Raw genomic sequence first — 23571 nt, 5'->3', positions numbered from 1 at the left:
CGCCACCCCTTCACATCCCGTCGTCGGGATCGGGATCGAGGCAGAGCACGGGGACCCGCTGGACGAGGTTGTTGACGAAGCCGCCCCGGTTCCACGGCTGTTCCAGGGGCTGGGTGTGGCCCTCGGCGTCGGTGGCCCGCGCGCTGAGCACATGGTGGCCGGGTGTGGCCGTCCAGTCGAAGCGCCAAGGGCGCCAGGCCCAACGCGGGCCGCTTCCCCCGTCCAGGTGCGCCGCGGACCAGGACCGTCCCGCGTCCCGGCTCACCTCGACCCCGGTCACCGGCGCGCGCCCCGACCAGGCCCGGCCCTCCAGCGCCACGACACCCGGCCGGACCACCCGGGTCCGGGACATGAAGTCCGGGAAGCCGGGCGGGATCAGCAGGGCACGCGGGGCGATCCAGGTGACCGGTTCGCCCTCGTCGCCGACGCCCTGCCGCAGCCGGTAGGCCACGGCCTGCTGGAATCCCGTGAAGGGCGTGTCCGACACCGTGATGTCGCGCAGCCACTTCACGTGTGCCATGCCGTACCAGCCGGGCACCACCAGCCGCACCGGATGTCCGTGCTGGGGTGGCAGCGGGGCGCCGTTCATCCCGTACGCCACAAGCACCTCGGGCTCGCCGCTCATGGCCACGTCCAGCGGAAGGGCACGCTGGTAGTCCTGCTCGACCCCGCGCTCGACACCGTGATCGGCCCCGGTGAACACCACGTCCACCGCCCCGGGTTCGACGCCGGCCTCGGCGAGCAGCACCCGCAACGGCACGCCGGTCCACTCCGCCGTACCGACCGCCTCCACCAGCCACGGCTGACTCACCGGCCGGGGCGTCAGCAGGGCCCGCCCATTGCCCGCGCACTCCAGCGTCACCCGTTGCGTGACCGCGGGATACGCCTTCAAGTCAGCGATCCCCAGCAGCAGCGACCGCCGCACCCGTCCCCCGAGCGTGAGCTGCCACGAGGAACTCGCGGCGTAGGGGATGTCGTAGTGCGTCAGTACGTAGTGCAGACCCGGCGGCGTGACGTCGTACCGCAGAGCCTCCAGCGGCATCCCATGATTCCGGGCGGCGAGGGCCAGCTCCTCCTGGCTGACGCCCTCTTCCGGGCCGGCCAGCCGGGCAGGTCCACTCACATCGTCGAGGCGATGACCCATGCCCGCATTGTCCGCCTTCCCGGCGCGCGGAGGCTAGGCGGACGGCGGACGGATACTTCGGTCCACCAGGTCGTGCCAGCCGGACTCCAGGCGCTCCAGCGGCATGTCGCGCTGGCGGCTCAGGTGGTGGATCAGGGCGGGTTCCAGGTATCCCATCAGGGTCTGGGCGACGAGTTCGATGTCCGCGGCCGGGCGGACCTGGCGCAGCAGCATGCAGACGTGCATGAAGCGAACACGGTACGGGGCGGAGCTGAAGCGGCGGGAGGCGTCGGGCTCCGCCGCGAGGTACAGGTCGAGCCGCTCGGAGGTCTGGCGCACGGCGCGACAGCCGAAGGCGTGCAGTCGCTCCGCCGGTGACGCGCCGGGGCCGAGCGGGGGCGGACCGCTGATGAAGTCGGCCTGGAACCGCTGCTCGGTGTGGTCGAGCAGCGCCATCAGCAGGCCGGTGCGGTCGCCGAAGCGCCGGAAGACGGTGCCCTTGCCCACCGAGGCCTCTGCGGCGACGGCCTCCATCGTCACATTGGCCACCCCGTGCTCCTCCACCAGCCGGGCGGCGGCCTCCAGCAGACGCGCGCGGTTGCGTGCGGCGTCGGCGCGCAGCTGCGGGGCGTCACCGGGCGCGGTGAGCTCCGTCAGCACGGGTTCGTCGGACGGTTCCTGTCGCTTCGGGAACGGCGGGAGCGGGGTGGACATGAAGCCAGCGTAACGGCACACGGGGAAAACTGGACTCCGGTCCGCTTCAGTGCTACAACTTTAAACGGACCTCGGTCCGCTTTATTGCGGCAATGTTTCAGCTTCGGGAGTTACTCATGTCTGTACGTATCCTCGCGCTCGTCGGCAGCCTGCGTGCCGGCTCCCACAACCGCCAGCTCGCCGAGGCGGCCGTCAAGCTCGCCCCGGAAGGCGCCGAGGTCGAGCTCTTCGAGGGCCTGGCCGAGATCCCCTTCTACAACGAGGACATCGACGTCGAGGGCAGCGTGCCCGCCGCCGCTGCCCGGCTGCGCGAGGCCGCCGGCCGCGCCGACGCCTTCCTGCTCTTCTCTCCCGAGTACAACGGCACGATCCCGGCCGTGCTGAAGAACGCCATCGACTGGCTGTCCCGCCCGTATGGCGCCGGCGCCTTCACCGGCAAGCCGGTCGCCGTGGTCGGCACCGCGTACGGCCAGTTCGGCGGCGTATGGGCGCAGGACGACGCCCGCAAGGCCGTGGGCATCGCGGGCGGCACCGTCCTGGAGGACGTCAAGCTCTCCATCCCCGGCTCCGTGGTCCGCTTCGCCGAGACCCACCCGGTCGACGACGCCGAGGTCGCCGCCCAGCTGACGGAGGTCGTCAGCCGTCTGCACACCCAGGTCGGCGAAGTCGCCGCCGCCTGACAACTCCCGTGAGGGCCGGTCCGGTTCAGCCGGGCCGGCCCTTTCGTATGTCTCAAGATCGCCACCGCGTGTCTCAAGACCGCCACCGTATGTCCCCGGCGTCTCCTGGATCTTGGCGGAACGAAATCCTCCGCGCCAAGATGCCCGCATGAAGGGTGATCTCTTTTCCAGTGACCACATGGTGCAGCCCGCCGTCGCGCCGGGCATGACCATTCAGAACGCCAAGTCCATCAAGTACGCCGTCAACGGCGAGATGCGGGCACGGCAGGGGGCGATGGTCGCCTACCGGGGGAATCTGCAGTTCGAGCGCAAGGGCCAGGGCGTGGGCGGCATGCTCAAGCGGGCGGTGACCGGTGAGGGGCTGCCGCTGATGACCGTCCGCGGGCAGGGCGAGGCCTGGTTCGCGCACGAGGCGCAGAACTGTTTCATCGTCGGCATCGAGCCGGGCGACGTGTTCACCGTCAACGGGCGCAACGTCCTGTGTTTCGACGCCACCTTGTCGTACGAGATAAAGACCGTGAAGGGCGCGGGCATCACCGGCGGCGGCCTGTTCAACAGCGTCTTCACCGGCCACGGCGGTCTGGGACTGATCTGCGAGGGCAACCCGCTGGTCATACCCGTCTCGCAGCAGCAGCCGGTGTACGTCGACACGGACGCCGTCGTCGGCTGGACCGCCCATCTGCACACCTCGCTGCACCGCTCGCAGTCGATCGGCTCGATGATCCGCGGCGGTTCCGGTGAGGCGGTGCAGTTGAAGCTGGAGGGCGAGGGTTACGTCGTCGTGCGTCCCAGCGAGGTGACGCCGCAGAAGGCACAGCAGCACTGACACCCAGGCCGCGGACGAAAGGGCGCCCCGCCGGATGGCGGGGCGCCCTCATGTGGTGCGTCAGCGCCCCGCGGCGGGGGTGTTGGCGGCCGTCACATTGACGGCGGCCCAGGCCTTGTTGACCGTCTTGTACTCGGTGCTGCTCGACCCGTACATGTCGGCGGCGGCCTTGAGAGTGGCCTTCCGCGCGTCATGGAAGTCGGTCGTGGAGACCATGTAGCGGGTGAGCGCCCGGTAGAAGATCGCGGTGGCCTTGGTCCGGCCGATGCCGGTCACCGTCGAACCGTCGTACGTCGGCGAGTCGTACGTCACCGAGCCGATCGTCTTGCGGCCGCTGCCCTCGGCGAGCAGGTAGAACGCGTGCGAGGAGACGCCGGAGCCCGCGTGGACCTCGGTGTCGTAGACCTCGGGCGCCCAGTAGTCGACCGTGCCTTCGAGCTTGTCGAGGGAGGGGTGGTCGAGGCGGCGCAGGAACTTCTGCTCCAGGCCCAGCTTCTCGCCCAGGAGGTAGTTCGGCGGGTTCTTCGGGTTGTTGGCCGAGAACTCGACGTTCGAGCCGAAGATGTCGGCGAGCGACTCGTTCAGGGAGCCGGGCTCCCCGTACTGGTTGCCGTCCTGGTCCACGCGGGTGGGTTCGAGGGCGGCGGTGGCGTCGACGACGCCGTGCGTCAGCTCGTGACCGGTGACGTCGAGGACGACCAGGGGCTTCTTGAACAGGTCGCCGTCACCGTCGCCGTACAGCATGCAGCCGCACGTCGAGTCCCAGAAGGCGTTGCCGACCTTGTTGCCGAAGTGGACCATCGCGTGGGCACCGGCGCTGTTGTTCTTGATGCCCTTGCGGCCGAAGGTCTTCTTGTAGAAGTCCAGCGTCTTGGTGATGCCGTACTGGGCGTCGACCGCGGCGGTGGCACGGCTGGACGTGGTGCCGTTGCCCCACTTGTTGTCGCCGTCGGTGAACTTCTTGCCACCGGCGAAGGATTCCAGCTCCTGGCCCCTGGCGTCCCGGGTCTCGGTGTTCCACCGGGTCCGGTCCTTGAGCAGGAAGCTGGTCCGCGCGGTCTGCGTCGTGCTCAGCGCCACCTTGCCCGCGAAGAGCGAGGCGCCGCTGCCGGTGACCGTGGCCGGGTAGTGGCCCGCCGCGGTCGCGCCGCTGATGCCGGTCAGCCCGGTGACCGCCGTACCCGTCTCGGGGGTCGCCGACTCACCCCGCTTGCGCAGCGTCTCCTCCAGGGACGGCGAGATGAACTCGTCGCTGTCGGGGGTGCTGCTGCGTACCTTGCCGGTCTGGGCGTCCACGACGACCGTGCGGGAGCCGCCGGCCTCCGTGGTGTCGCTGTCCGTCACGCGCACCTGGTAGGCGAGCGCGGCGGCGCCGTCACGGGCGTCGACGACCAGTTCGGCGCTGCCCGCGTCACCCTTGGCGACCGCGGCGGCCTTCTGCTCGGCCTGCTGGGGCGTCAGCTTCGCCTCGGTGGTGGCCGGCTTGACCACGTGGTCGGCCGCCCGGGTCACACCGAGGTAGCCGGACTGCCTGCTGAGGTGGACGACCAGGTCGCCGCCGAGGACCGGGAGGCCCTGGTGGGTGCGGACGAAGCGGACGTGCTGCTTGCCGTCCGGGTCCGTCATCACGTCCTTGGCCTGAAGGGTGTCGCCCTGGGTGACACCGGTGGCCGACGCGTGAGCGAACGCCGCGGCCCTGGCGGCGTCCACCGGCGAGGAGGCCGAAGCCGCCGCGCGGGCGGGCGAGTCGGGCGCGGCCGCGAAGGCGGAGCCCGCCGGGAGAGTGGCGGCCGTCGTCACCGCGACGGCTATCGCCACGCGGCGTATGTGGGGTCTACGCACTGAGTTCCTTCGAACAGGGCGGCCGGGATCGCCAACCACCACGAGGCACGGCGCTGTTGGGCGCCGTGGGAGCTGTTGGGCCCCGAGGCGAAACCTTCACAGATTTCTCATGTACATGTAAAGACGAAAGATCCCTTTTATTGGTTTCTGGGCGATCTCTTTACGAATGTTCACTTCTCGGTGATCAACGGGTGACCAACTGCGCGCCGTCCGGACAGATGTGAGGGGGAATGAGGCGGTTGCCTGGTGAGGCCCATCGACACGCGTATGTGACCCATGTCGCAGCGCCGGAGGTGTCAGATGGTGCGGTGGGCGAGGGAGGACAACAGGGTGCGCAGCTCCCCGGCGGGGCGCGGGGCGAGCGACGCGTCCGCCAGCAGCGCGTCCGCCGCGGCGAGATGACGGCGGGCCTCACGCAGGGCCCCCGTGCGACCGCCGGCCCGCTCGACGAGGGACGCCGCGTGGCGAACGGCGGCGTCGTCGAGGGCGGCCGGTGAGGCGAGGAGTTCGGCGAGCGCACCGTGGCCGGGCGCGTTCAGGGCGACGAGAACCGGGAGGGTCTTCTTCCCCTGGCGCAGGTCGCCGTGGACCGGTTTGCCCGTGACGGCTGGATCGCCCCAGATGCCCAGAAGGTCGTCGGCGATCTGGAAGGCCACCCCGAGATGGCGCCCGGCGCGGTCCAGGGCGGTCGTGGTCTCCTGCCGCGCTCCCGCCAGTTGGGCGCCCAGGGCCAGCGCGCAGCCGAGCAGCGCACCCGTCTTGTGCTCGGCCATCGTCTCGTACTCCCCCACACCGACCGCCCCGGGTCCGCTCCAGGGGCGGTCGGCGAACAGCAGGTCGTCCGCCTGGCCGCGGACCAGGTCGCGCAAGGCCGTGGTCAGCTGCCGTACGGCCGCGGCGGCGTGCGCGGTCGCGGGCCCCGCGGTGAGGGTCTCCACGGCCAGGGCGAACAGCGCGTCGCCCGCGAGGACGGCGGGACCCGTGCCGTACGCCTTCCACACGGCGGGGCGGCCGCGGCGCAGTGCGTCGCCGTCCATGATGTCGTCGTGGAGCAGCGAGAAGGTGTGCACGAGTTCCACGGCGACGGCGCCCGGCACGCCCGCTTCGGCGGGACCGCCGGCCGCCTCCGCGCCCAGTACGGCGAGCGCCTGCCGTACGCCCTTGCCCTGGCTGTGGGTCGCGGGGGCGCCGCCCACCTCGCAGCGGCCGAGCGCGTATCCGGCCATCTCCGCCACCCAGGGGTGCAGACCGCCGATCACCTCCGCCAGGGCGGGGGCGACGATTTCGCGGCAGCGGATCAGGATCTCCGGCGCGGCGGGCGGCGACTGCAGGGCCGTACCGAGAGGGGTCATCGGGCAGCCTCCGCGTCCACGCTCCCGGCCGGTGTGAGGCCGAGTTCGGTCCGCGCCCGCTCGACCATGTCCCGGGCGTGCCGCAGCCCGATCCCCTCCAGCACCCGTGCCAGTTCGGCCAGTTCGGCGGCGGTCTCGGCGCGGTCGCGGCCCAGGCGCGCCAGGGACTTGACGAGACCGAGCCGCGACAGGGCCCGGCCACGGGGCTCGCTCATCGCCTCGAACTCCGCGAGCGCCTGCGCGTAGACGTCGCGGGCCTCCTCGTACCGCCCGGCCCGGTAGAGGACGTTGCCGCGCATCTTGTGGTTGTAGGCGAGCGCGCCGGACAGGTTCATCGCCCGGCAGGACACCTCCGCCTCGCCGAGCAGTTCCAGCGCGCGGTCCACGTCCCTGTCGCGTACGGAGACGATGTCCGCGAGGCCGCGCAGGGCCCAGGCGTGACCGCGCCGGTCCTCGGCGCGGGCGGCGATCTGGGCCGCCTCCTCGAACATGGCGTACGCGGTGTCGTAGGCGCCGGTGTTGCGGTGTATCTGCGCGATGCCCTCCAGGGCCCACACGGTGTGGCGGGCCTCGCCCCGTTTGCGGGCCTCGGCCAGGAGCTGTTCGTGCAGCGCGGTCACGGCCGCGTAGTCGCCCTGGATACGGCCGGTCTCCGCCATCCCCGCCAGGGAGTAGCCGCGGACGACCACATCCCCCGCCTCCTGGCCGAGTTCGGCGGCCAGCCGCAGCAGCCGCCACGCCAGCGGGAACGCGCCTCGCTGCCGGGCCAGCGTGCCGCCGCTCCACAGCGCCCATGCCATCGCTCCGGTGTCGCCGGCCTCGCGGGCGGTGCGGTAGCTCGCCTTCCACGCCCGGTCGGCATCCGCCACCTGCCCGAGGCGGCGGTGCGCCTCGGCGACCGCGAGCCCCGAACGGGCCGCCTCGGCCCGCGCCCCCGCGCGCTCGGCGGAGCGCAGTTGCTCGGTGCCGGCCGCGAGGACGTCGGTCAGTGACGAGTTCACGGACAGGGTGGTCAATGCGCCCTGGTACTCCGGGGCGAAGGCCTTGCCGTACATGAATGCCTTTCCGTCTGCCACCGGTCGGCCGCGTTCGCTCGCGGGCCGGCGGTGATGGCTGTTGCTGGCTTCAGCGGGTCGGCGGCCTGTGACGGTTCAGCTATACGCACGACGTATACACGATATGTATACGCAGAGCGTATAGCACGTCGGATTTCCACCTGGGAATCCCTTACTCACCAAGGTTCACGCGCTGCCCACCCGTTGCCGATCAAGACGACGGCGGCGCCCGCAAGGTTGCCTGGCCTTGCGAGGAAGCCGAAATTGCGCTGCGAGGAAGCGTGAACGAGCCACAGAATGGCGGAAGTTGACCTCTCACCCCGGAAGCAGGCGCCCATGCCCGCAAGCCCGATGCACGCCGACGAGGCGCGGATCGACGACTCGCTCGTACGACGGCTGCTGGCCGCGCAGTTCCCGGTGTGGGCCGACCTGCCGTTGAAGCGCGTCGAGTCGTCCGGCACCGTCAACGCCGTCTACCGGCTCGGCGACGACATGGCCGTACGCCTCCCGCGCATCCCGGCGGGCGCCGGTGACGTGGAGAAGGAGGGGGAATGGCTGCCACGGCTCGCGCCGCTGCTGCCCTTCGCCGTGCCCGAGATCCTCGCCATCGGTGTGCCCGGGGAGGGGTACCCGTGGTCCTGGGCCGTGCTCCGCTGGCTCGACGGCGAGCTTCCCGTCCCCGGCCGCCTCCCTGACGCCCAGGCGCTGGCCGTCGATCTCGCCCGATTCGTCGCCGCGCTGCGACAGGTCGACCTGCCCGGCGGGCCGCCCGCCTACCGGGGCGGGCCCCTGACGGCGGTGGACGGCGAGACGCGCTCCGCGATCGCCGAGCTCCACGACGTGATCGACACGTCGGCCGCGACCGCGGCCTGGGAGGCCGCGCTGGCGGCACCTCGATGGACCGGCCCGCCCGTGTGGGTCCACTCCGACCTGATGCCGATGAACCTGCTCACCCACCAGGGCCGCCTCGGCGCCGTCCTCGACTTCGCCACCCTCGGCACCGGCGACCCCGCCAGCGACCTCATCCCGGCCTGGAATCTCCTCCCCGCCGAGGCGAGACCCGCGTTCCGAAGCGCCGTGGGCACCGACGACGCCATGTGGGCGCGGGGGCGCGGCTGGGCCCTGTCCATGGCCCTGACCCAACTCCCGTACTACCGCACCACGAACCCCGTCATCGCGGCCAACGCCGAGCATGTGATCGGTGAGGTCCTTGCCGACCTCTAGCCCGGACTCGTACGAGATCCGCTACGGGTGGACACGCCGAGGGGCGTGGATCGCGCCGACGCCGGCGTCGTTCATGGGCGTCGGCCTCCTTCCGGGCGCCGAGCCACCTGTCGGTTATCTCCTGGAACCTTCCGGGGCACCACGATGTCGACTCGCGGCATGGTGCTGTGCCGGCTGGATCCCGCCCGGCTCAAGGAAGCGGTCCAGGGGTTCGCCCCCGGGGTACGGGTCTTCGGCGACGTCGACTAGGACTCCGCGAGCGCTTGCGTGCCCAACACGCCCAGCAGCGCGACCCGTTCGGCGTCCTGGGTGCCGGGCTCGGCCGTGTAGAGCATGATGCGCAGGTCGCCGCCCGCGACGCTGAGGATGTCGCAGTCGAGGGTCACGGGCCCGACCTGGGGGTGGTCGACGGTCTTGCGGGACGCCTCGTGGTGGCCCACGGCTCCGGACTCCCACAGTTCGGCGAACCGGTCGCTGTTCGCGCGCAGTTCCGCGATCAGGCGCCGTAGCCGCTGGTCGGCCGGATACCGGCTCGCGGTCGCGCGGAGGTCGGCGACGAGCGTGGCCTCGAAGGTGCGCCGCTCCTCGAGGGTGTGGCGGACGCGGCTGCCCGGGCCGATGAAGTTGCGCCAGACGCCGTTGCGTTCGTTGCCGCGCCAGCCCGACGGATCGCCCAGCAGCGCCGCGTACAGCGGGTTGGCCAGCAGCAGGGTCCACGCCGCGTCGTAGACCGCGGCGGGCGTGCCGGTGAGCCGGTCCAGCAGCCGGTGCACGCCCGGCGTGATGTGGGCGGGCACCATGTCACGCCCCGGCGGTACGAGCCCGGCGACATGGAACAGATGCTCGCGCTCGGCTCCGGACAGCCGCAGCGCGCGGCCCAGCGCCTCGACGACCTGCTCCGACGGGTTGGCCGCCCGGCCCTGTTCGAGGCGGGTGACGTAGTCGACCGAGATCCCGGCCAGCAGGGCCAGCTCCTCGCGGCGCAGCCCGGCGGCGCGACGGTGGCCGCCGGCCGGCAGTCCGGCCGCCTCCGGCGGGACCCGGTCGCGCCAGCGCCGCACCATCTGCCCGAACTCCGTACTCGCCATGCCATCAACTGTGCACCGCCCGGCGCGGACATGCCTGGTACCGACAGTCCCAGGAAGACAGGACTCCTGGCTGCCCGCACCGTCGCGCCGGAACCTGGACCCATGACTACGACACTGATCACCGGAGCGAACAAGGGGCTCGGTTTCGAGACCGCCCGTCAGCTCATCGAGGCAGGCCACACCGTCTACATCGGCAGCCGGGACCCGGAGCGCGGGCGACGGGCCGCCGAACAGCTGGGGGCGCGGCTGGTCGTCCTCGACGTCACCGACGACGCGTCCGTCGCCGCCGCCGCGAAGACCATCGAGGCCGACGGCGGACTCGACGTGCTCGTCAACAACGCCGGCGTCGAAGGGCGCGGCGAGGGGAACACCGTGGTCGGCGCCGCGGACGTGACCGCCGACATGATGCGATCGGTGTTCGAGACGAACGTCTTCGGCGTGGTACGCGTCACCCACGCGTTCCTGCCGCTGCTGCGGCGGTCCGCCGCCCCCGTCGTGGTGAACGTGAGCAGCGGCCTCGGCTCAATGGCCCTCGTCACCGCCCCCGACACCCCGACGTACGCCTACCCGGGCCTCGCCTACCCGGCGTCCAAGACCACCGTCAACATGATCACCGCGCAGTACGCGAAGGCGTTCCCGGCCATGCGGATCAACGCGGTGGAGCCGGGCTACACCGCGACCGACCTGAACGGCCGCACAGGTACGCAGACCGTCGCGGAGGGCGCCGAGATCATCGTCCGCATGGCGCGGACCGGCCCGGACGGACCCACCGGCGGCTACTTCGACGCCTCGGGACCGGTCCCCTGGTGAGCGAGACGACCACACCGGGCATGGAACATATATTCGATTACGGGGGTACGCTGGTCGCATGGCCATGCACCTCCAGGGCTCGCTCTTCGACCAGACGGACGAGCTCCACCTCACTCCGCTGAACCGGATGCGCCGGACCGCGCTGGGCGCCGGGGCCTGGATCGACCTGCTGCCCGGGTGGCTCGGCGGGGCCGACGCGCTCTTCGACCGGCTCGCCGCGGAGGTGCCGTGGCGAGCCGAGCGACGGCAGATGTACGAGCACGTGGTGGACGTACCGCGGCTGCTCGCCTACTACCGCGCGGGCGACCCGCTGCCGCATCCGATCCTGGACGAGGCCCGGGACGCGCTGTCCGCGCACTACACCACCGAGCTGGGCGAACCGTTCACGACGGCCGGGCTCTGCTACTACCGGGACGGCCGGGACAGCGTGGCCTGGCACGGGGACAAGATCGGACGGGGCGCCCGTGAGGACACCATGGTCGCCATCCTGTCGGTGGGCGCCCCACGCGATCTGCTGCTGCGGCCGCGCGGTGGCGGGGACACCGTGCGGCGCCCGCTCGGCCACGGCGACCTGATCGTGATGGGCGGCTCCTGCCAGCGCACCTGGGAGCACGCCATCCCCAAGACGGCGCGGGCGGCGGGACCTCGGATCAGCATCCAGTTCCGGCCGCACGGGGTGAACTGAGTCCGCGGTCACACCGAGCGGAACGCGCTACCACTCTCCGAGGGACACCTCACGGTGTGAGCTGGCTCTGCACCGTCGGTGCGTACCGTTCGACGATGTCGTCGATCGTGGTGGCGCGCAGGTGGGTACCGCGCGCGATGCCGTACATCACGCCGAGGCCGAGCAGGGTGCTGACGACGAGTTCGGCGCGCAGGCCCGCGTCGGGACCGGTGAGGCGCCCGGCGAGGCGGTCGCTGACCTGGGCACGGAAGTTGGCGCGGAGTATGTCGCCCTGCTCGCCCTGGAGCGGGGCGAAGACGATCCGCAGAATGGGGTCGGCGCCGCGCTGGGTCTGGCCTTCGAGAAGATGGCGGACCATATGGCGGCCGAGGTCCTCCAGCGGCGCGTCCAGCAGGGCGTCGGCGTCGGACTCGAAGGACATCACGCGCGCGAACAGCGCGTCCTTGTTACCGAAGTACTTGAGGATCAGCGGCGCGCTCACTCCCGCCCGGTCGGCGACCGCCTTGAGCGTGATGTCCGCGTGCGCATGCCGGGCCAGCAGATAACGGGCCGCACGCAGGATGGCCGCCTTCGTCGCCTCCGCGTCACGGCGCGGCGGTGCGGCGGGGGGTGCCGTGAGACCGGGGTGCGGGGTGGTCACGGTGCTCATGCTCCTTCGAGGGCTTCGTCGCGGGGCGCAGCCGTACGGCGGCGGGCGCGCCGGGTGTCGCTTGAGGCGGGGTCGGCGGGTATGGCGAGGGCGGCGGCGCAGGCCACCAGTGCGACCGTACCCGCCATGGCGAAGGCCAGCAGATAGCCGTGCAGCGTGGGCACCGGGGCGCCACCGATCAGGCTCGTGTGGTGGACGAGTACGGCGGCGACGGCGGCGCTGCACACGGCCTGTCCGATGGTGCGCATCAGGACGTTGACGCCGTTGGCGGACGCGGTCTGCCCGGGGGGAACGGCGCGCAGGATGAAGGTGGGGAGGGCCGAGTACGCGAAGGTCGTGCCCGTCGCGCAGACGGTCGAGCCCACGATGATCACCCACAGGTCGCGGCTGTCCGCGATGCGGATGACATAGCCGAAGGCGATGATCGCGGCCCCGATGGCCAGCGTCACGCGCGGACCGCGGGCCGCCGAGATGCGCGCCGACACGGGCGACAGCAGCAGCATGGTCACTCCGCCGGGCAGCAGGCACACGCCCGTCGCCACGATGGAGAGTCCGAGCCCGTAGCCGGTCGCTTCCGGCGCCTGCACCAGTTGCGCCGTCACCAGCGAGTTGCCGTAGAAGGCGAATCCGGTCAGGAGCGCGGCGATGTGCGGCAGGGCGACCCGCGGGCGGGCGGCCAGCTTCAGGTCGACCAGGGGGCGCTCGGCACGCCGCTGCTGCACCCACCACAGGGCCAGGACGACCACGCAGGCCACGAGCAGGCCCAGGATCCGGGGGCTGGTCCAGCCCCACGTACCGCCCTGGGACACCCCCAGCAGCAGGCATATGAGACCCGCGGCCAGGCCCAGCGCGCCCGTCGTGTCGAAGCGGCCCGGCTCGCGTACGGGCGACTCGCGCACCGCCCACCAGGCCAGCGTCAGTCCGCAGGCGCCGAGCGCGGTCGTCGCCCAGAACATGACGTGCCAGTTGGCGTACTGGACGATCAGCGCGGCGAGCGGCAGACCGAGCGCGGCGCCGATCCCCACGGTGGAGCTCATCAGCGCGACGGCGGAACCCGTGCGCTCCGGCGGCAGTTCGTCCCGCAGGATGCTGATCGACAGCGGTACGACGGCGGCGGCCGCGCCCTGCAGGGCCCGCGCCGCGATGAGCAGACGGATGTCCGACGTGAGGGCACACACGAGCGAGCCCACCGTCATCATCCCGAGGGCCATCAGCAGCACGCGCCGCTTGCCGTACATGTCTCCCGCGCGGCCCAGCACCGGCGTCAGCACCGCTCCGGACAGCAGTGTCGCCGTCACCATCCAGGAGACCGTGCTCGCCGAGGCGCCCGTCAGCCGGGGCAGATCCGGGAGGAGGGGCACCACCACCGTCTGCATGACGGCCATGAGAATCCCGCCGAACGCCAGGACAGGGACCGCCAGCCGATCGCGCAGGGCCGCCATGAACACTCCTGAAGTCGACGCGAAAAAGAAGGTGAATGGTGATTCACCATACCGGTGAATCACCATTCACCCAATGTGCCGCCGACATATCGCCAGGTTGCTACCGGTGGGAGCGGGCCTGCACCGTGCGGGCCACCCGGGGCCCCAGCCAGCGCTTGAACCGGCGCAGCGCCTCCAGCTGTCCGGCCGCGCGGTCGATCCGGTAGTACAGCTGCGGCGGGATGTACGGGAGCAGCGGTGAGTGCCGCTGGCCGAGCAGGGCGAACATCTGCGCCGGCGGGAGACGGATGTAGCGCGGGAGATTCTCGTACCACTGGGCGCTGTGCCGGGCCGCGCTCTGGACCGACAGGAGCGCGGATCTGCGTTCCCGCTCGTAGTGGGCGAGCGCGGACTCCAGTTCCTGATGGTCGCGCAGCGCTCCGGCCAGGGAGATGGCGTCCTCCAGGGCGAGGGTGGTGCCCGCGCCGATCGAGTAGTGCGTGGTGTGGGCGGCGTCGCCGAGCAGGACGAGGTTGCCGCGGTGCCAGGTCCGGTTGGTCAGGGTGCGGAAGTTGAGCCACTGCGCGCTGCCGTCGGCCTGCGCCCTGCCGATCAGCCCGTGTCCGTCCAGCAGGTCGGCGAAGAGCTTCTCCAGCAGGGCCAGCCCGTCGGCCTCGCCCGCCCGGTCGAGCCCGAGGCCGGTCCAGGTCTCCGGGGAGCATTCGACGACGAGGGTGCTGTGGTCGTCGCTGAACCGGTAGGCGTAACACCAGATCCAGCCGTGGTCCGTCTCCACGAACGAGAAGGTGAAGGAGTCGAAGACCTTCGTCGTGCCGAGCCAGATGTAGATGTTGCGGCCCAGCGTGATCTCGCTGCCGAAGTGGTCGGCGTGACGCTCGCGCAGCGCGCTGTTCACCCCGTCGCCGGCGACGACGAGGTCCGCGTCGGGCAGTCGGCCGGGCGTGACCTCGTGCTCGAACTCGACGCGTACGCCGAGCGATGCGGCACGCTCGGCGAGCAGGTCGAGCATCCGCCGACGTCCGATGCCGAATCCCTCGTCACCGTGGTGGACCGTCGTCCGGTCGCCGACGTGGGCCACCCCGTCGCTCCAGCGGACCGAGTTCTCGCTGACGGCGAGCGCGGACTCGGGGTCGCCCTCGTGCAGTTTGTCGAGCAGGCCCGACCAATAGGTCACCCCCCAGCCATAGGTGGATCCGGCCGGGTTCCGCTCGTAGACGGCGATGTCATGGGACGGGTCCTGGCGCTTCATCAGGATCGAGAAGTACAGGCTTGCGGGTCCGCCACCGACGCACGCGATCTTCACGCGCACTCCCCTTTGTTGCACAAAGCGGTCAATTGATCACGAAGAGTAGCAGGAGGTATCACCGTGGGAGTTCACGTCACCTTGCGGGCGTGAGCCGCGCCACTCACCGCGGGCCACCCCAGCAAGATCATCGACAGCGGGCCGCTCAACGGGAGGAATTTCACCCTCCGGCGGCCCGCGAACCCCTCCGACAGCAAGATCATCTTCGTTCAACCTTGCACGACATTTGCTTAATTGTCCGGATCACAGCCAACCGACATTCGGCGATTTCTCCCGCTCTTTGAGGACCCGATAGGCATGACGAGTCGTCAACAGAGCTGATCACTGGAGGTCTCCGCATGCCGGAACTCACTCGTCGCCGTGCCCTCGGGGCCGCGGCCGCCCTGGCCGTCGCGGCCGGAACCCAGGCCGTCGCCGCACCCGCGGCGTCCGCCGCCGAACACCACCACGGCGGGCCCGACCCCTTCGACGAGGTCTACCGAGGCCGCCGAATAGAAGGCCGGCCCGACAGCGGGGGCGGTCACCACCACGGCGCCACATACTCCGTGTTCATCGACGGCGTGGAGCTGCACGTGATGCAGAACGCCGACGGCAGCTGGATCAGCGTCGTCAGCCACTACGACCCCGTACCCACCCCGCGCGCCGCCGCCCGCGCCGCGGTCGTGGAGCTGCAAGGGGCCCCGCTCGTCCCCTTCCACACCAACTGACCCACCCCGCAAGCAGATCGTGGAGTCCCGCACATGACCGTACGCAAGAACCAGGCGAGCCTGAGTGCCGACGAGAAGCGGCGTTTCGTCGACGCGCTCGTGCAGCTCAAGCGCAGTGGCCGGTACGACGCCTTCGTCACCACGCACAACGCCTTCATCATGGGTGACACCGACAGCGGCGAGCGGACGGGTCACCGTTCACCGTCGTTCCTGCCCTGGCACCGCAGATTCCTCCTCGAGTTCGAGCAGGCCCTGCAGTCCGTCGACTCCTCCGTCGCGCTGCCGTACTGGGACTGGAGCACCGACCGCACGGCGCGCTCGTCCCTGTGGGCGCCCGACTTCCTCGGCGGCACCGGGCGCAGCCTGGACGGCCGGGTGATGGACGGCCCGTTCGCGGCCGCGTCGGGCAACTGGCCGGTCAACGTACGTGTCGACAGCCGTACGTACCTGCGCAGATCGCTCGGTGCCAGCACCCGGGAGCTGCCGACCCGCGCCGAGGTGGAGTCCGTGCTCGCCATGGCGACGTACGACATGGCGCCGTGGAACAGTTCCTCGGACGGCTTCCGCAATCACCTCGAAGGCTGGCGGGGCGTCAATCTGCACAACCGCGTCCACGTCTGGGTGGGCGGTCAGATGGCCACCGGTGTCTCCCCCAACGACCCGGTCTTCTGGCTCCACCACGCCTACATAGACAAGCTGTGGGCCGACTGGCAGCGCCGCCACCCCGACTCCGGCTATCTGCCCCTCGCCGGTACCCCCGACGTCGTCGACCTCAACGACACGATGAAGCCGTGGAACGACGTGCGGCCGGCGGATCTGCTGGATCACACCGCGTACTACACGTTCGACACCGCCTGATCAGGACCGGCTCCGGTCGCGGAGGATCCTCGCACCAGGGGCCTCCGCGACCCGCGGAAAAGGAGCGGCGCTCAGCCGGGCCGATCGGCAGGATGAGAGGCGTGCTGATCATGGACGCCGTACTGGAGACCTACGAAGCCACCGACTTCACTCTGTGGCCCACCGCCGAACAGCCCGCGGACCGCTTGCTCGCCCTCTCCGGCGACCTGTCGCCGCTGGAGGTCGGCACCGCCATGGCGGTCCTGGCCGGCTACAACAAGACGCAGCACACACGCGATGACCCCGGCCCCCAGGACGGCCTCGCGTTGCTTCGCCGCCTGGTGTCGGTCGAGTCCGTCATCGCTCCGGGCGGCCTGCGGCTCAGGGACACCGCCACCGGAATCACCGTGTCGCCGGGGTGCTGCTTCGGTCTCGAGAACTGGCGGGACTGGCTGGGTCTGCTGGACGGCAAGACGCCCTGGCTCGGCCACGACCCCGCGCCGGGCGTGGAGCACTCCGGCTCGCTCGCCCGGCTCCGGCCGGACGCGGAACGCCCGGACGGCACTGGGGTCGAACTGCCCCTGAGCGAACTTCCGGTGCTGCTCGACACCGTGCGGAGCGCGCTGGCCGGATTCCTGAGCCTCGTCGGGCCGTGGACGGAACGGGACTTCCCCTCCGCGCTCGCCGCACAGATCGTCGCCAAGCTCGACGACGGCCTGGCCGTCGGCGCACCTCTTCGGGAAGTCCCCTGAAGCTCCGGAAACCCCTGATCCGAAGGCCGCCTACGCGTTGCTCGTCTCGGCGGTACGGCACTCCGGGTGCCCCCACCCCTGGCCGAGCTTGGCGATCGACTCACCCGCCGCATACGAGCGGCCGCACAGGCACCGGCCCGGGAACTTCGCCTTGATGGTGCGGCTCGATGTGCTCTGCCGCGCCGTCTTCGTGGTCGTACGGCGGCGGGCGGGGGCAGGCGTGTCGGGAGAGGACGGCGGCTCCGGAGAGCCGAGCTCGCTGCCCGCGGGCTGCTGGACGATCGCGGCCTGGCTCGCGGCGCGGTCGGCGAAGTCGTTGAGCCGGTCGCCGTCGACCTGGTGCGCGGGGACGTAGCGGAACTCCACGGTGCGGCCGTCGAGGAGCTCGTCGATGCGGGCGACCAGTTCCTGGTTGGCGACGGGCTTGCCCGCGGCCGTCTTCCAGCCCTTGCGCTTCCAGCCCGGCAGCCAGGTCGTGACGGCCTTCATGGCGTACTGGGAGTCCATCCGGATCTCCAGCGGCACATCCGGGGCGATCGCCGTCAACAGCCGCTCCAGCGCGGTGAGTTCGGCGACGTTGTTGGTCGCCGTGCCCAGCGGGCCGGCCTCCCAGCGGGTGGGACTCTCGTCCCCGTCGGCGACGACCCAGGCCCATCCGGCGGGTCCCGGGTTTCCCTTCGAAGCCCCGTCACAGGCGGCCACAACGCGTTCAGGCATGGCCCCGATCATGCCACGGTCCGGCCGGGGCCCCGCGCCGCGGGCTCACCGGGCCCCGGAGAAGCTGCCCGCGCCGAGGAGTCGCCGGCCCAGCGGGGTGGCCGTGTGCAGGACGTACTTGCCGTCGCGGTGGCTGGCCACCAGTCCCCCGTCGCGCAGGACGCCGAGCTGGTAGCTGACGCTGGGCAGCGCTATCCCGACGGCCTCGGCCACTTCGGAGGTGGTGCGCGCGCCGCGGCCCGCCACCTCGGTCAGTACGGCGGTCCTGGTACGCCCGAGCAGGCGTTCGAGCCCGTCGTCCGTGCCGCGCGCGAGGGCGAGGGGCGCCTTCTCGACCGGGTAGACGAGCACCGGATCGAGGCCCGGGTCGGCCAGCGCGGTCGGCCGGCGCCAGCAGAAGTAGGACGGGACGAGGAGCAGGCCGCGGCCCTCCAGATACAGATCGCGCTCGGTGGGGTAGTCCACTTCGAGCACGGGAGCGTTCCAGCGGGCCAGCGGGCGCAGTCCGTCGAGGAGCGCCCCGGTGCCGCCGTCGAGGAGGGCCCGGGAGCGCAGGTCGACATCGTTGCCAACCGCCGTGCGGATGTGTGCCCAGTACGGTTCCAGCAGCGCGCGGAAGTAGCCGCCGAGGGCTCCCGCCAGGGACTTGAGGGCGTCGCTGCCGGGTCTGCCCAGTGAGGTCGTCCAGTTCGGCAGCGGGCGCGAGTCGGCCAGCCGCGTCAGTTCGCGGACCAGCCGTGGGCGAGGGGTGCTGCGCAGTTGGTCGAGAGCGGCGGGCAGACCCGCGCCGGTGACCGGCGGGGTGAGGAAGTCCGGGATGTAGCCGGCCGTGGGGATCAGTGCCCGCAGCGGGCGCAGCGCGCGGCCCGCGACCGCGTCCCTGGAGAGCCGGTCACGGGCCGAGCGCCGCCACTGTCCGAAGTCGAGCGGACCCTCCCCGGTTTCCAGCCGGCAGACGCTGCAGATCAGTTCCCACAGCGGATCGGGTTGCCGGGCCACGCGAATGTTCTGCAGATCGTGCGAGGTGAAGTGAATGCGGAGCATGCGGTCTCTTTCGCTCGCCGTCCTGGTGGGGGATCCGGCCACCCGAAGGCGGCACGGCCACAAGGTGGGACGAGCACCGCATCCACGCGGTTGCCCTCGTGCGGGAATGCCTCACACGTCAGACGTCTTGGGCATGTCCCCTTGGGTGGTCTTCATGTCGATGACGGAGAACGACGCGCCCTGCGGGTCGCTCAGCGCGGCGAACCGGCCGAACGGGCTGTCCATGGGCCCGAAGCGCAGGATGCCGCCGCGCTCGGTCGCCTTCGCCACGGCCGCGTCGCAGTTCTCGACGGTGAAGTACAGGTTGACGTACGACGGCACCTCGGGCGGGAAGTCGTCCGTCATCTTCATCCGGCCCAGGACCGTGCCCTCGCCCAGGTTGTACATCCGGTAGTCGACCGCGTCGTCCTGCATCTGCTTGGCGGTGTACCCGAAGACCGCCGGGAAGAACACGTCGGACTTATCGGGTTCGCGGGTGAAGACCTCGGCCCAGGCATACGCGCCGGGCACGCCCGTCGCCTCGAAGCCTTCGTGGGTTCCCGCCTGCCAGACGCCGAAGACGGCGCCGCCGGGGTCGCGGGCCAGTGCCATGGTGCCGAACTCGCCGACCTGCATCGGCTCCATCAGCACCTCACCGCCGTTGTCCTTGATCTTCGTCGCGGTCGCGGCGGCGTCGGGCGAGGCGAGATACAGACACCAGGCGGACTGGCCTTCCTGCCCGGGCATCGGCGGGACGACGGCGGCCACCGCCTTGCCGTCCACGTACGCCTGCGTGTAGTTGCCGTACTCGGAGGACGATTCGCCGAACGTCCAGCCGAGTACGTCACCGTAGAAACTCTTCGCTCCCTCGACATCGCTGAACATCGCGTCCGCCCAACAGGGCGTTCCTTCAGGCTGTACGGCCATGACGTCGACCTTCTCCGGTTCGGTGAACGGTTCCGCCTGTCACGCTAGCCAGCCTTCCACCGGGCCGCGCGCCGAGCGGGGTGTCCTGCACGACACTGGAGGGCGGGCACGGTGGTCGTCGACGCGACGGGACGGACGGGCGATGATGCAGGCGTGGGAAGTGGCCCGGCCTGGGCCGATCGACGGGAATCCGCTGCGCTTCGTCGAGAAGCCGGTGCCGGTACCCCGATCCGACGAGCTCCTCGTGCATGTCCGCGCCTGCGGGGTGTGCCGCACCGACCTGCACGTCGCCGAGGGCGACCTGCCCGTGCGCCGGCCGGGGGTGACGCCGGGGCACGAGGTCGTCGGCGTGGTCGCGGGCACGGGGGAGGACGTGAGCGGGTTCGCCCTCGGCGACCGGGTGGGCGTCGCCTGGCTGCGTCGTACGGACGGCACCTGCCGGTACTGCGTGCGCGGGTCCGAGAATCTGTGCCCGGCCTCCGAGTACACGGGCTGGGACGCCGACGGCGGCTATGCGGAGTACACGACCGTTCCGGCCGCCTACGCCTACCGGCTGCCCGCCGATGTGGACGACGTCGCCCTGGCCCCGCTGCTGTGCGCGGGCATCATCGGCTACCGCGCGCTGCTGAGGGCCTCGCTGCCGCCGGGCGGGCGGCTCGGGCTGTACGGCTTCGGCGGCAGCGCCCACCTGTGCGCACAGCTCGCCGTGGCGCAGGACGCCACCGTGCACGTCCTGACCCGTGACCCGGCCGCCCGGCGGCTGGCGCTGGAGCTCGGCGCCGCGTCCGCCCGCGGGGCGTACGACGAGCCGCCCGAGCCGCTGGACAGCGCCATCCTGTTCGCGCCGGTCGGTGACCTCGTCCCGGTGGCGTTGCGGGCGCTCGACCGGGGCGGGGTCCTGTCGGTCGCGGGGATCCACCTGAGCGACACCCCGCCCCTGCGCTACGAGCGCGAGCTGTTCTACGAGAAAGAGCTGCGCAGCGTCACCTCCAACACCCGCGAGGACGGCCGGGACTTTCTGACGCTCGCGGCGCGGTACGGCGTACACGCCACGACGCACACCTATCCGCTGTCCGGGGCCCAGCAGGCCCTGAAGGACCTCGCGGCGGGCCGCTTCGAGGGGGCGGCGGTGCTGGTGAACGACCTTTCGCCGCGGCACTGAGCATGCGGGCGCCCCGCCCGCGTGCGTGGATGGACCCAGGCGTGTGCGGCGGTGGAGGTGGCATGGCGGGCCGAGGCGGTGCAGACCCCGCGGGTGACCGGACGCCGTCCGGCGCCATGGAGGACGCCGTCGAGTCGATCGGCACCACCTTGGACGAGCTGACCACGTGTACCGAGCTCGCGGCGTTCGTGTGCCGGTACTTCTGCGACGCGGCGGCGGTGGATCTGCTGCCCGCGGACGCCCCGGCCACCGGGTACACGCCCGACCCCGGCCTCTCGCGGGCCGCCACGGCGGGCCACACCGAACTGCTGACCCCGGCGCGGGGTGCGCGTCCCCTGGCCGTGCGGGCGCTGGACGAAGGACACCCGATCACTGCCTCGCTCGACCTGTCCGGCCTGGTCCCGCGGCAGGTCATGACGGTGCCGCTGCTGGCGCACGGCCGTCTGTACGGGGTGCTGCTGACCGTCCGGCGGGGGCCGGCGTACACCGACGCGGAAACCACCGGCACGCACTACGCGGCACGGCTGGCCGCCGTCCACCTCGGCCATTCCCGCCAGCACAACGCCCTCCGCAGCACGGTCCTCGATCTCCAGCGGGCGTTGCTGGCCGAGCCGGGCCGGCCGCATCCCAACCTCGATCTGGCCACCCGCTATCTCCCGGCCGGGGGCAGCACCCTGGTGGGCGGGGACTGGTTCGAGACCGTACGGCTGCACTTCGGGCGCACCCTGCTGGTCGTGGGCGATGTCATGGGGCACGGGCTGGAGGCGGCGGTGGACATGAACGCGTACCGGTCGATGCTGCGCTACGTCGCCTCGACGGATCTGCCGCCGCACCGGGTGCTGAGCCGCCTGGACGCCGCGGTCGCCGAGGACGGCACCCGGCGTCCGGCCACCTGTCTGCTCGTCCAGGTCGACCCGGCCCGCGGCACGGCGGTGCTCACCGCGGCCGGGCACCTGCCGCCGGTGGTGTTCGCCGGGGACGGAACCGGCGAGCTGCTGAATCTGCCGGTCGGTCCCCCGCTGGGCACCGGCGTCGGCGGCTATGAGCCGGCCACCCGCTCACTAGCGCCCGACGACACCCTGGTGATGTTCACCGACGGTCTGGTGGAGCGGCGCGGGGAGGACATCGACGAATCGCTCGCCCGGCTGGCCGGGCTGCGGATGCCGCCCGGGGCGACCGCCGACGAACTGCTCGACGAGGTCCTCCTCAAGCTCGACGCCCGTCACGCGGAGGACGACGTGGCGGTACTGGTCGCCCGCATCCGCCGCCGGCCCCCGACATGACGTCGGTCAGCGGGCGCATCCCCGGCTCCGCCGGGCGAGCGCTTCGTCCAGGGTGGCCGCGGGGCTGAGCATGTCCAGGCTGCGTGCGCGCGCAGCAGCCGGTGGACGCGCCGCGCGCAGAGCAGACCGAAGTCCGCGTCGGCGTCGGTGACCCGTTCGCGGAAGCGCAGCACCATGCCCAGGCCGGTGCCGTCGACGAAGGACGTGCGGCGCAGGTCCACGACGTACAGCCGGGCGGGCAGGGCCGCCACCGAGTCCAGCCACGGGCGTACGCGCGGGACGGCGGCCAGGTCGATGCCGCCGCGCAGTTCGACGAGCAGCAGACCGGCTCCCGCGTAGAGGTGGGCGTGGTCGCCGGGCGGTGGCCAGGAGACACTGTTGATCCGCTCCAGGGCGTGCATGCTCAAGCTGTCGCGATCCGTTCTGTGGGCGGCGCGCGGGCCTGTCGGGGCGTACGCGGCCGGATCACCGTGGCACCGGGAGGTGACAGCCGGCGCGTCCCGGCACGGGTCCGTGCGGCGGCGATCCATCCCCGCACCGCACGAGCCCGCGCCGGAACTCCCCCCGTGCGGCTCCCCCTTGAACCGTGGGCGGTTTCTGTTCTACCTTCGCCACATGGTCGGGGCATCAACGCCCGCTCACCAGCGCAACAACGTGGGGGCGGCGGCAACTGGGCCGGGTGGTGCGGGATGCGTCCTCACCTCGCGCTGATCGAAGACGATCCCGACTTCGCACTGATGTGCCGTACGTATCTGGAGCGCGCGGGGTTCACCGTCACGTGGGCGATCGACGCCCGGGCCGGCAAGTCCGCCCTGTACGACGGCGGCATCGCACTGGCCGTCCTCGATCTGGGGCTGCCGGACGGCAGTGGTCTGGAACTGCTGCGGGCGCTGCGCTCCACCAGCCGCCTCCCGGTGATCGTCGTCTCCGGGCGCGGCGAGGAGGCGGACCGGGTGGCGGGCCTGGAGATCGGCGCCGACGACTATCTGGTCAAGCCCTTCTCACAACGGGAGTTGGTGGCTCGCATCCGTGCGGTGCTGCGCCGCTCCCAACCGCCCGACGCACCGGTCGTCCTGGAGGTCGGGGCGCTGCGCGTCGACACGGCGGGCCATCAGGCCGCCGTCGCGGGCATCCCGCTGACGCTGCGGCCCAAGGAGTACGCCCTGTTGGAGCTGCTGGCCCGCTCCCCCGGCCGGGTCTTCTCCGCCGAGCAGTTGCTGGAGCAGATCTGGGGAGCGTCCTGGCAGCAGCCCGCGACCGTCGTCGAGCATGTCTACCGGCTGCGTGGCAAGCTCTCCGGGCTCCCCACGCCCGCGCCGCGGATCACCACGGTGCGCGGCTTCGGTTACCGACTCGATCCCTGAGGGCCG

The 23571-nt window shown here is 71.5% G+C and carries 24 protein-coding genes; 11 read left to right on the top strand and 13 right to left on the bottom strand.

Going from position 1 to position 23571, the window contains the following annotated elements; genetic code table 11:
• Nucleotides 1–10: 10 nt before the first annotated feature.
• A complete protein-coding gene (locus OIC96_RS45095; RefSeq protein WP_330302253.1) occupies nt 11–1144 on the bottom strand; it encodes a sulfite oxidase in 1134 nt (377 codons plus the stop codon).
• 33 nt (nt 1145–1177) lie between these two features.
• Complete coding sequence (locus OIC96_RS45090) at nt 1178–1837, bottom strand: TetR/AcrR family transcriptional regulator (protein ID WP_330302254.1); 660 nt, start codon at nt 1835–1837, stop codon at nt 1178–1180.
• A 116-nt stretch (nt 1838–1953) separates the two neighbouring features.
• On the opposite strand from OIC96_RS45090, the gene OIC96_RS45085 reads away from it, so the two are divergent.
• Together OIC96_RS45085 and OIC96_RS45080 are read left to right on the top strand one after the other, a co-directional pair.
• Nucleotides 1954–2517 (top strand): NAD(P)H-dependent oxidoreductase, encoded by a 564-nt coding sequence (locus OIC96_RS45085; RefSeq protein ID WP_330302255.1) that lies wholly within the window; start codon nt 1954–1956, stop codon nt 2515–2517.
• A 148-nt stretch (nt 2518–2665) separates the two neighbouring features.
• Nucleotides 2666–3343, top strand: a complete 678-nt coding sequence (locus OIC96_RS45080; RefSeq protein WP_330302256.1) for an AIM24 family protein — start codon at nt 2666–2668, stop codon at nt 3341–3343.
• Between the two features lie 60 nt (nt 3344–3403).
• On the opposite strand, the gene OIC96_RS45075 is transcribed toward OIC96_RS45080, so the two are convergent.
• From OIC96_RS45075 to OIC96_RS45065, 3 genes are all read right to left on the bottom strand, one after another.
• The gene (locus OIC96_RS45075; protein WP_330302257.1) at nt 3404–5185 is read right to left on the bottom strand and encodes a M4 family metallopeptidase; all 1782 of its coding nucleotides are present in this window, start codon (nt 5183–5185) and stop codon (nt 3404–3406) included.
• A 296-nt stretch (nt 5186–5481) separates the two neighbouring features.
• The gene (locus tag OIC96_RS45070) at nt 5482–6537 is read right to left on the bottom strand and encodes a polyprenyl synthetase family protein (protein WP_330302258.1); all 1056 of its coding nucleotides are present in this window, start codon (nt 6535–6537) and stop codon (nt 5482–5484) included.
• Entirely contained in the window at nt 6534–7592 is a 1059-nt protein-coding gene (locus OIC96_RS45065) for a tetratricopeptide repeat protein (RefSeq protein WP_330302259.1), read from the bottom strand. The genes OIC96_RS45070 and OIC96_RS45065 overlap by 4 nt, the downstream gene beginning before the upstream one ends.
• Nucleotides 7593–7928: 336 nt before the next feature.
• Here OIC96_RS45065 and OIC96_RS45060 point away from each other — a divergent pair, with 336 nt between their 5' ends.
• Nucleotides 7929–8816, top strand: a complete 888-nt coding sequence (locus OIC96_RS45060) for an aminoglycoside phosphotransferase family protein (protein ID WP_330302260.1) — start codon at nt 7929–7931, stop codon at nt 8814–8816.
• 245 nt (nt 8817–9061) lie between these two features.
• On the opposite strand, the gene OIC96_RS45055 is transcribed toward OIC96_RS45060, so the two are convergent.
• Nucleotides 9062–9904, bottom strand: a complete 843-nt coding sequence (locus OIC96_RS45055; RefSeq protein ID WP_330302261.1) for a helix-turn-helix transcriptional regulator — start codon at nt 9902–9904, stop codon at nt 9062–9064.
• Nucleotides 9905–10006: 102 nt separating this feature from the next.
• Between OIC96_RS45055 and OIC96_RS45050 the strand changes: the two genes are divergently transcribed.
• Both OIC96_RS45050 and OIC96_RS45045 read left to right on the top strand, forming a co-directional pair.
• The gene (locus tag OIC96_RS45050; RefSeq protein ID WP_330302262.1) at nt 10007–10714 is read left to right on the top strand and encodes an SDR family NAD(P)-dependent oxidoreductase; all 708 of its coding nucleotides are present in this window, start codon (nt 10007–10009) and stop codon (nt 10712–10714) included.
• A gap of 58 nt (nt 10715–10772) precedes the next feature.
• On the top strand, nt 10773–11399 hold the full coding sequence (locus OIC96_RS45045) for an alpha-ketoglutarate-dependent dioxygenase AlkB (RefSeq protein WP_330302263.1): 627 nt from the start codon (nt 10773–10775) through the stop codon (nt 11397–11399).
• Nucleotides 11400–11448: 49 nt separating this feature from the next.
• On the opposite strand, the gene OIC96_RS45040 is transcribed toward OIC96_RS45045, so the two are convergent.
• The 3 genes from OIC96_RS45040 to OIC96_RS45030 form a co-directional block, all read right to left on the bottom strand.
• Nucleotides 11449–12048 (bottom strand): TetR/AcrR family transcriptional regulator, encoded by a 600-nt coding sequence (locus tag OIC96_RS45040; protein ID WP_330302264.1) that lies wholly within the window; start codon nt 12046–12048, stop codon nt 11449–11451.
• Nucleotides 12045–13490, bottom strand: a complete 1446-nt coding sequence (locus OIC96_RS45035) for an MFS transporter (protein ID WP_330302265.1) — start codon at nt 13488–13490, stop codon at nt 12045–12047. The genes OIC96_RS45040 and OIC96_RS45035 overlap by 4 nt, the downstream gene beginning before the upstream one ends.
• Nucleotides 13491–13590: 100 nt before the next feature.
• Nucleotides 13591–14793, bottom strand: coding sequence for an FAD-dependent monooxygenase (locus tag OIC96_RS45030; RefSeq protein WP_330302266.1), 1203 nt, complete (start codon nt 14791–14793; stop codon nt 13591–13593).
• Between the two features lie 338 nt (nt 14794–15131).
• Here OIC96_RS45030 and melC1 point away from each other — a divergent pair, with 338 nt between their 5' ends.
• From melC1 to OIC96_RS45015, 3 genes are all read left to right on the top strand, one after another.
• The gene (melC1, locus tag OIC96_RS45025) at nt 15132–15500 is read left to right on the top strand and encodes an apotyrosinase chaperone MelC1 (protein WP_330302267.1); all 369 of its coding nucleotides are present in this window, start codon (nt 15132–15134) and stop codon (nt 15498–15500) included.
• Between the two features lie 33 nt (nt 15501–15533).
• Nucleotides 15534–16358 carry a tyrosinase MelC2 gene (gene melC2 / locus OIC96_RS45020; protein WP_330302268.1) on the top strand — a complete coding sequence of 275 codons (825 nt, stop codon included), beginning with the start codon at nt 15534–15536 and terminating at the stop codon, nt 16356–16358.
• A gap of 110 nt (nt 16359–16468) precedes the next feature.
• Nucleotides 16469–17089, top strand: a complete 621-nt coding sequence (locus tag OIC96_RS45015; protein WP_406502234.1) for a hypothetical protein — start codon at nt 16469–16471, stop codon at nt 17087–17089.
• A gap of 30 nt (nt 17090–17119) precedes the next feature.
• On the opposite strand, the gene OIC96_RS45010 is transcribed toward OIC96_RS45015, so the two are convergent.
• The 3 genes from OIC96_RS45010 to OIC96_RS45000 form a co-directional block, all read right to left on the bottom strand.
• Nucleotides 17120–17818, bottom strand: a complete 699-nt coding sequence (locus OIC96_RS45010) for a ribonuclease H family protein (protein WP_330302270.1) — start codon at nt 17816–17818, stop codon at nt 17120–17122.
• Between the two features lie 33 nt (nt 17819–17851).
• Nucleotides 17852–18850: an ArsR/SmtB family transcription factor gene (locus OIC96_RS45005; protein ID WP_330302271.1), complete on the bottom strand. Its 999-nt coding sequence runs from the start codon at nt 18848–18850 to the stop codon at nt 17852–17854.
• Nucleotides 18851–18961: 111 nt separating this feature from the next.
• The gene (locus tag OIC96_RS45000) at nt 18962–19756 is read right to left on the bottom strand and encodes a VOC family protein (RefSeq protein ID WP_330302272.1); all 795 of its coding nucleotides are present in this window, start codon (nt 19754–19756) and stop codon (nt 18962–18964) included.
• Between the two features lie 145 nt (nt 19757–19901).
• On the opposite strand from OIC96_RS45000, the gene OIC96_RS44995 reads away from it, so the two are divergent.
• A complete protein-coding gene (locus OIC96_RS44995) occupies nt 19902–20918 on the top strand; it encodes a zinc-binding alcohol dehydrogenase family protein (protein ID WP_330309967.1) in 1017 nt (338 codons plus the stop codon).
• A gap of 62 nt (nt 20919–20980) precedes the next feature.
• Nucleotides 20981–22201: a PP2C family protein-serine/threonine phosphatase gene (locus OIC96_RS44990; protein ID WP_330302273.1), complete on the top strand. Its 1221-nt coding sequence runs from the start codon at nt 20981–20983 to the stop codon at nt 22199–22201.
• Here OIC96_RS44990 and OIC96_RS44985 read toward each other — a convergent pair.
• Nucleotides 22141–22602, bottom strand: a complete 462-nt coding sequence (locus OIC96_RS44985) for an STAS domain-containing protein (RefSeq protein ID WP_330309968.1) — start codon at nt 22600–22602, stop codon at nt 22141–22143. The genes OIC96_RS44990 and OIC96_RS44985 overlap by 61 nt on opposite strands.
• Nucleotides 22603–22890: 288 nt before the next feature.
• Between OIC96_RS44985 and OIC96_RS44980 the strand changes: the two genes are divergently transcribed.
• Complete coding sequence (locus OIC96_RS44980; RefSeq protein WP_330302274.1) at nt 22891–23565, top strand: response regulator transcription factor; 675 nt, start codon at nt 22891–22893, stop codon at nt 23563–23565.
• Nucleotides 23566–23571: the final 6 nt, after the last annotated feature.

The sequence above is a fragment of the Streptomyces sp. NBC_00775 genome (assembly GCF_036347135.1).
In the GTDB taxonomy this organism is placed as follows: domain Bacteria; phylum Actinomycetota; class Actinomycetes; order Streptomycetales; family Streptomycetaceae; genus Streptomyces; species Streptomyces lutosisoli.
The sequence above is the reverse complement of the archived record's forward strand: the minus strand, read 5'-3'. Positions and strand labels throughout refer to the sequence as shown.

Coding starts and splice junctions, on each gene's coding strand:
- OIC96_RS45060 (WP_330302260.1), top strand. CDS start 7,929: ATGCCCGCAAGCCCGATGCACGCCGACGAGGCGCGGATCGACGACTCG.
- OIC96_RS45065 (WP_330302259.1), bottom strand. CDS start 7,592: ATGTACGGCAAGGCCTTCGCCCCGGAGTACCAGGGCGCATTGACCACC.
- OIC96_RS45035 (WP_330302265.1), bottom strand. CDS start 13,490: ATGGCGGCCCTGCGCGATCGGCTGGCGGTCCCTGTCCTGGCGTTCGGC.
- OIC96_RS45000 (WP_330302272.1), bottom strand. CDS start 19,756: ATGGCCGTACAGCCTGAAGGAACGCCCTGTTGGGCGGACGCGATGTTC.
- OIC96_RS44980 (WP_330302274.1), top strand. CDS start 22,891: ATGCGTCCTCACCTCGCGCTGATCGAAGACGATCCCGACTTCGCACTG.
- OIC96_RS45050 (WP_330302262.1), top strand. CDS start 10,007: ATGACTACGACACTGATCACCGGAGCGAACAAGGGGCTCGGTTTCGAG.
- OIC96_RS45090 (WP_330302254.1), bottom strand. CDS start 1,837: ATGTCCACCCCGCTCCCGCCGTTCCCGAAGCGACAGGAACCGTCCGAC.
- OIC96_RS45040 (WP_330302264.1), bottom strand. CDS start 12,048: ATGAGCACCGTGACCACCCCGCACCCCGGTCTCACGGCACCCCCCGCC.
- OIC96_RS45095 (WP_330302253.1), bottom strand. CDS start 1,144: ATGGGTCATCGCCTCGACGATGTGAGTGGACCTGCCCGGCTGGCCGGC.
- melC2 (WP_330302268.1), top strand. CDS start 15,534: ATGACCGTACGCAAGAACCAGGCGAGCCTGAGTGCCGACGAGAAGCGG.
- OIC96_RS45080 (WP_330302256.1), top strand. CDS start 2,666: ATGAAGGGTGATCTCTTTTCCAGTGACCACATGGTGCAGCCCGCCGTC.
- OIC96_RS45015 (WP_406502234.1), top strand. CDS start 16,469: ATGGACGCCGTACTGGAGACCTACGAAGCCACCGACTTCACTCTGTGG.
- melC1 (WP_330302267.1), top strand. CDS start 15,132: ATGCCGGAACTCACTCGTCGCCGTGCCCTCGGGGCCGCGGCCGCCCTG.
- OIC96_RS45045 (WP_330302263.1), top strand. CDS start 10,773: ATGGCCATGCACCTCCAGGGCTCGCTCTTCGACCAGACGGACGAGCTC.
- OIC96_RS44995 (WP_330309967.1), top strand. CDS start 19,902: ATGCAGGCGTGGGAAGTGGCCCGGCCTGGGCCGATCGACGGGAATCCG.
- OIC96_RS44990 (WP_330302273.1), top strand. CDS start 20,981: ATGGCGGGCCGAGGCGGTGCAGACCCCGCGGGTGACCGGACGCCGTCC.
- OIC96_RS45005 (WP_330302271.1), bottom strand. CDS start 18,850: ATGCTCCGCATTCACTTCACCTCGCACGATCTGCAGAACATTCGCGTG.
- OIC96_RS44985 (WP_330309968.1), bottom strand. CDS start 22,602: ATGCACGCCCTGGAGCGGATCAACAGTGTCTCCTGGCCACCGCCCGGC.
- OIC96_RS45010 (WP_330302270.1), bottom strand. CDS start 17,818: ATGATCGGGGCCATGCCTGAACGCGTTGTGGCCGCCTGTGACGGGGCT.
- OIC96_RS45055 (WP_330302261.1), bottom strand. CDS start 9,904: ATGGCGAGTACGGAGTTCGGGCAGATGGTGCGGCGCTGGCGCGACCGG.
- OIC96_RS45070 (WP_330302258.1), bottom strand. CDS start 6,537: ATGACCCCTCTCGGTACGGCCCTGCAGTCGCCGCCCGCCGCGCCGGAG.
- OIC96_RS45085 (WP_330302255.1), top strand. CDS start 1,954: ATGTCTGTACGTATCCTCGCGCTCGTCGGCAGCCTGCGTGCCGGCTCC.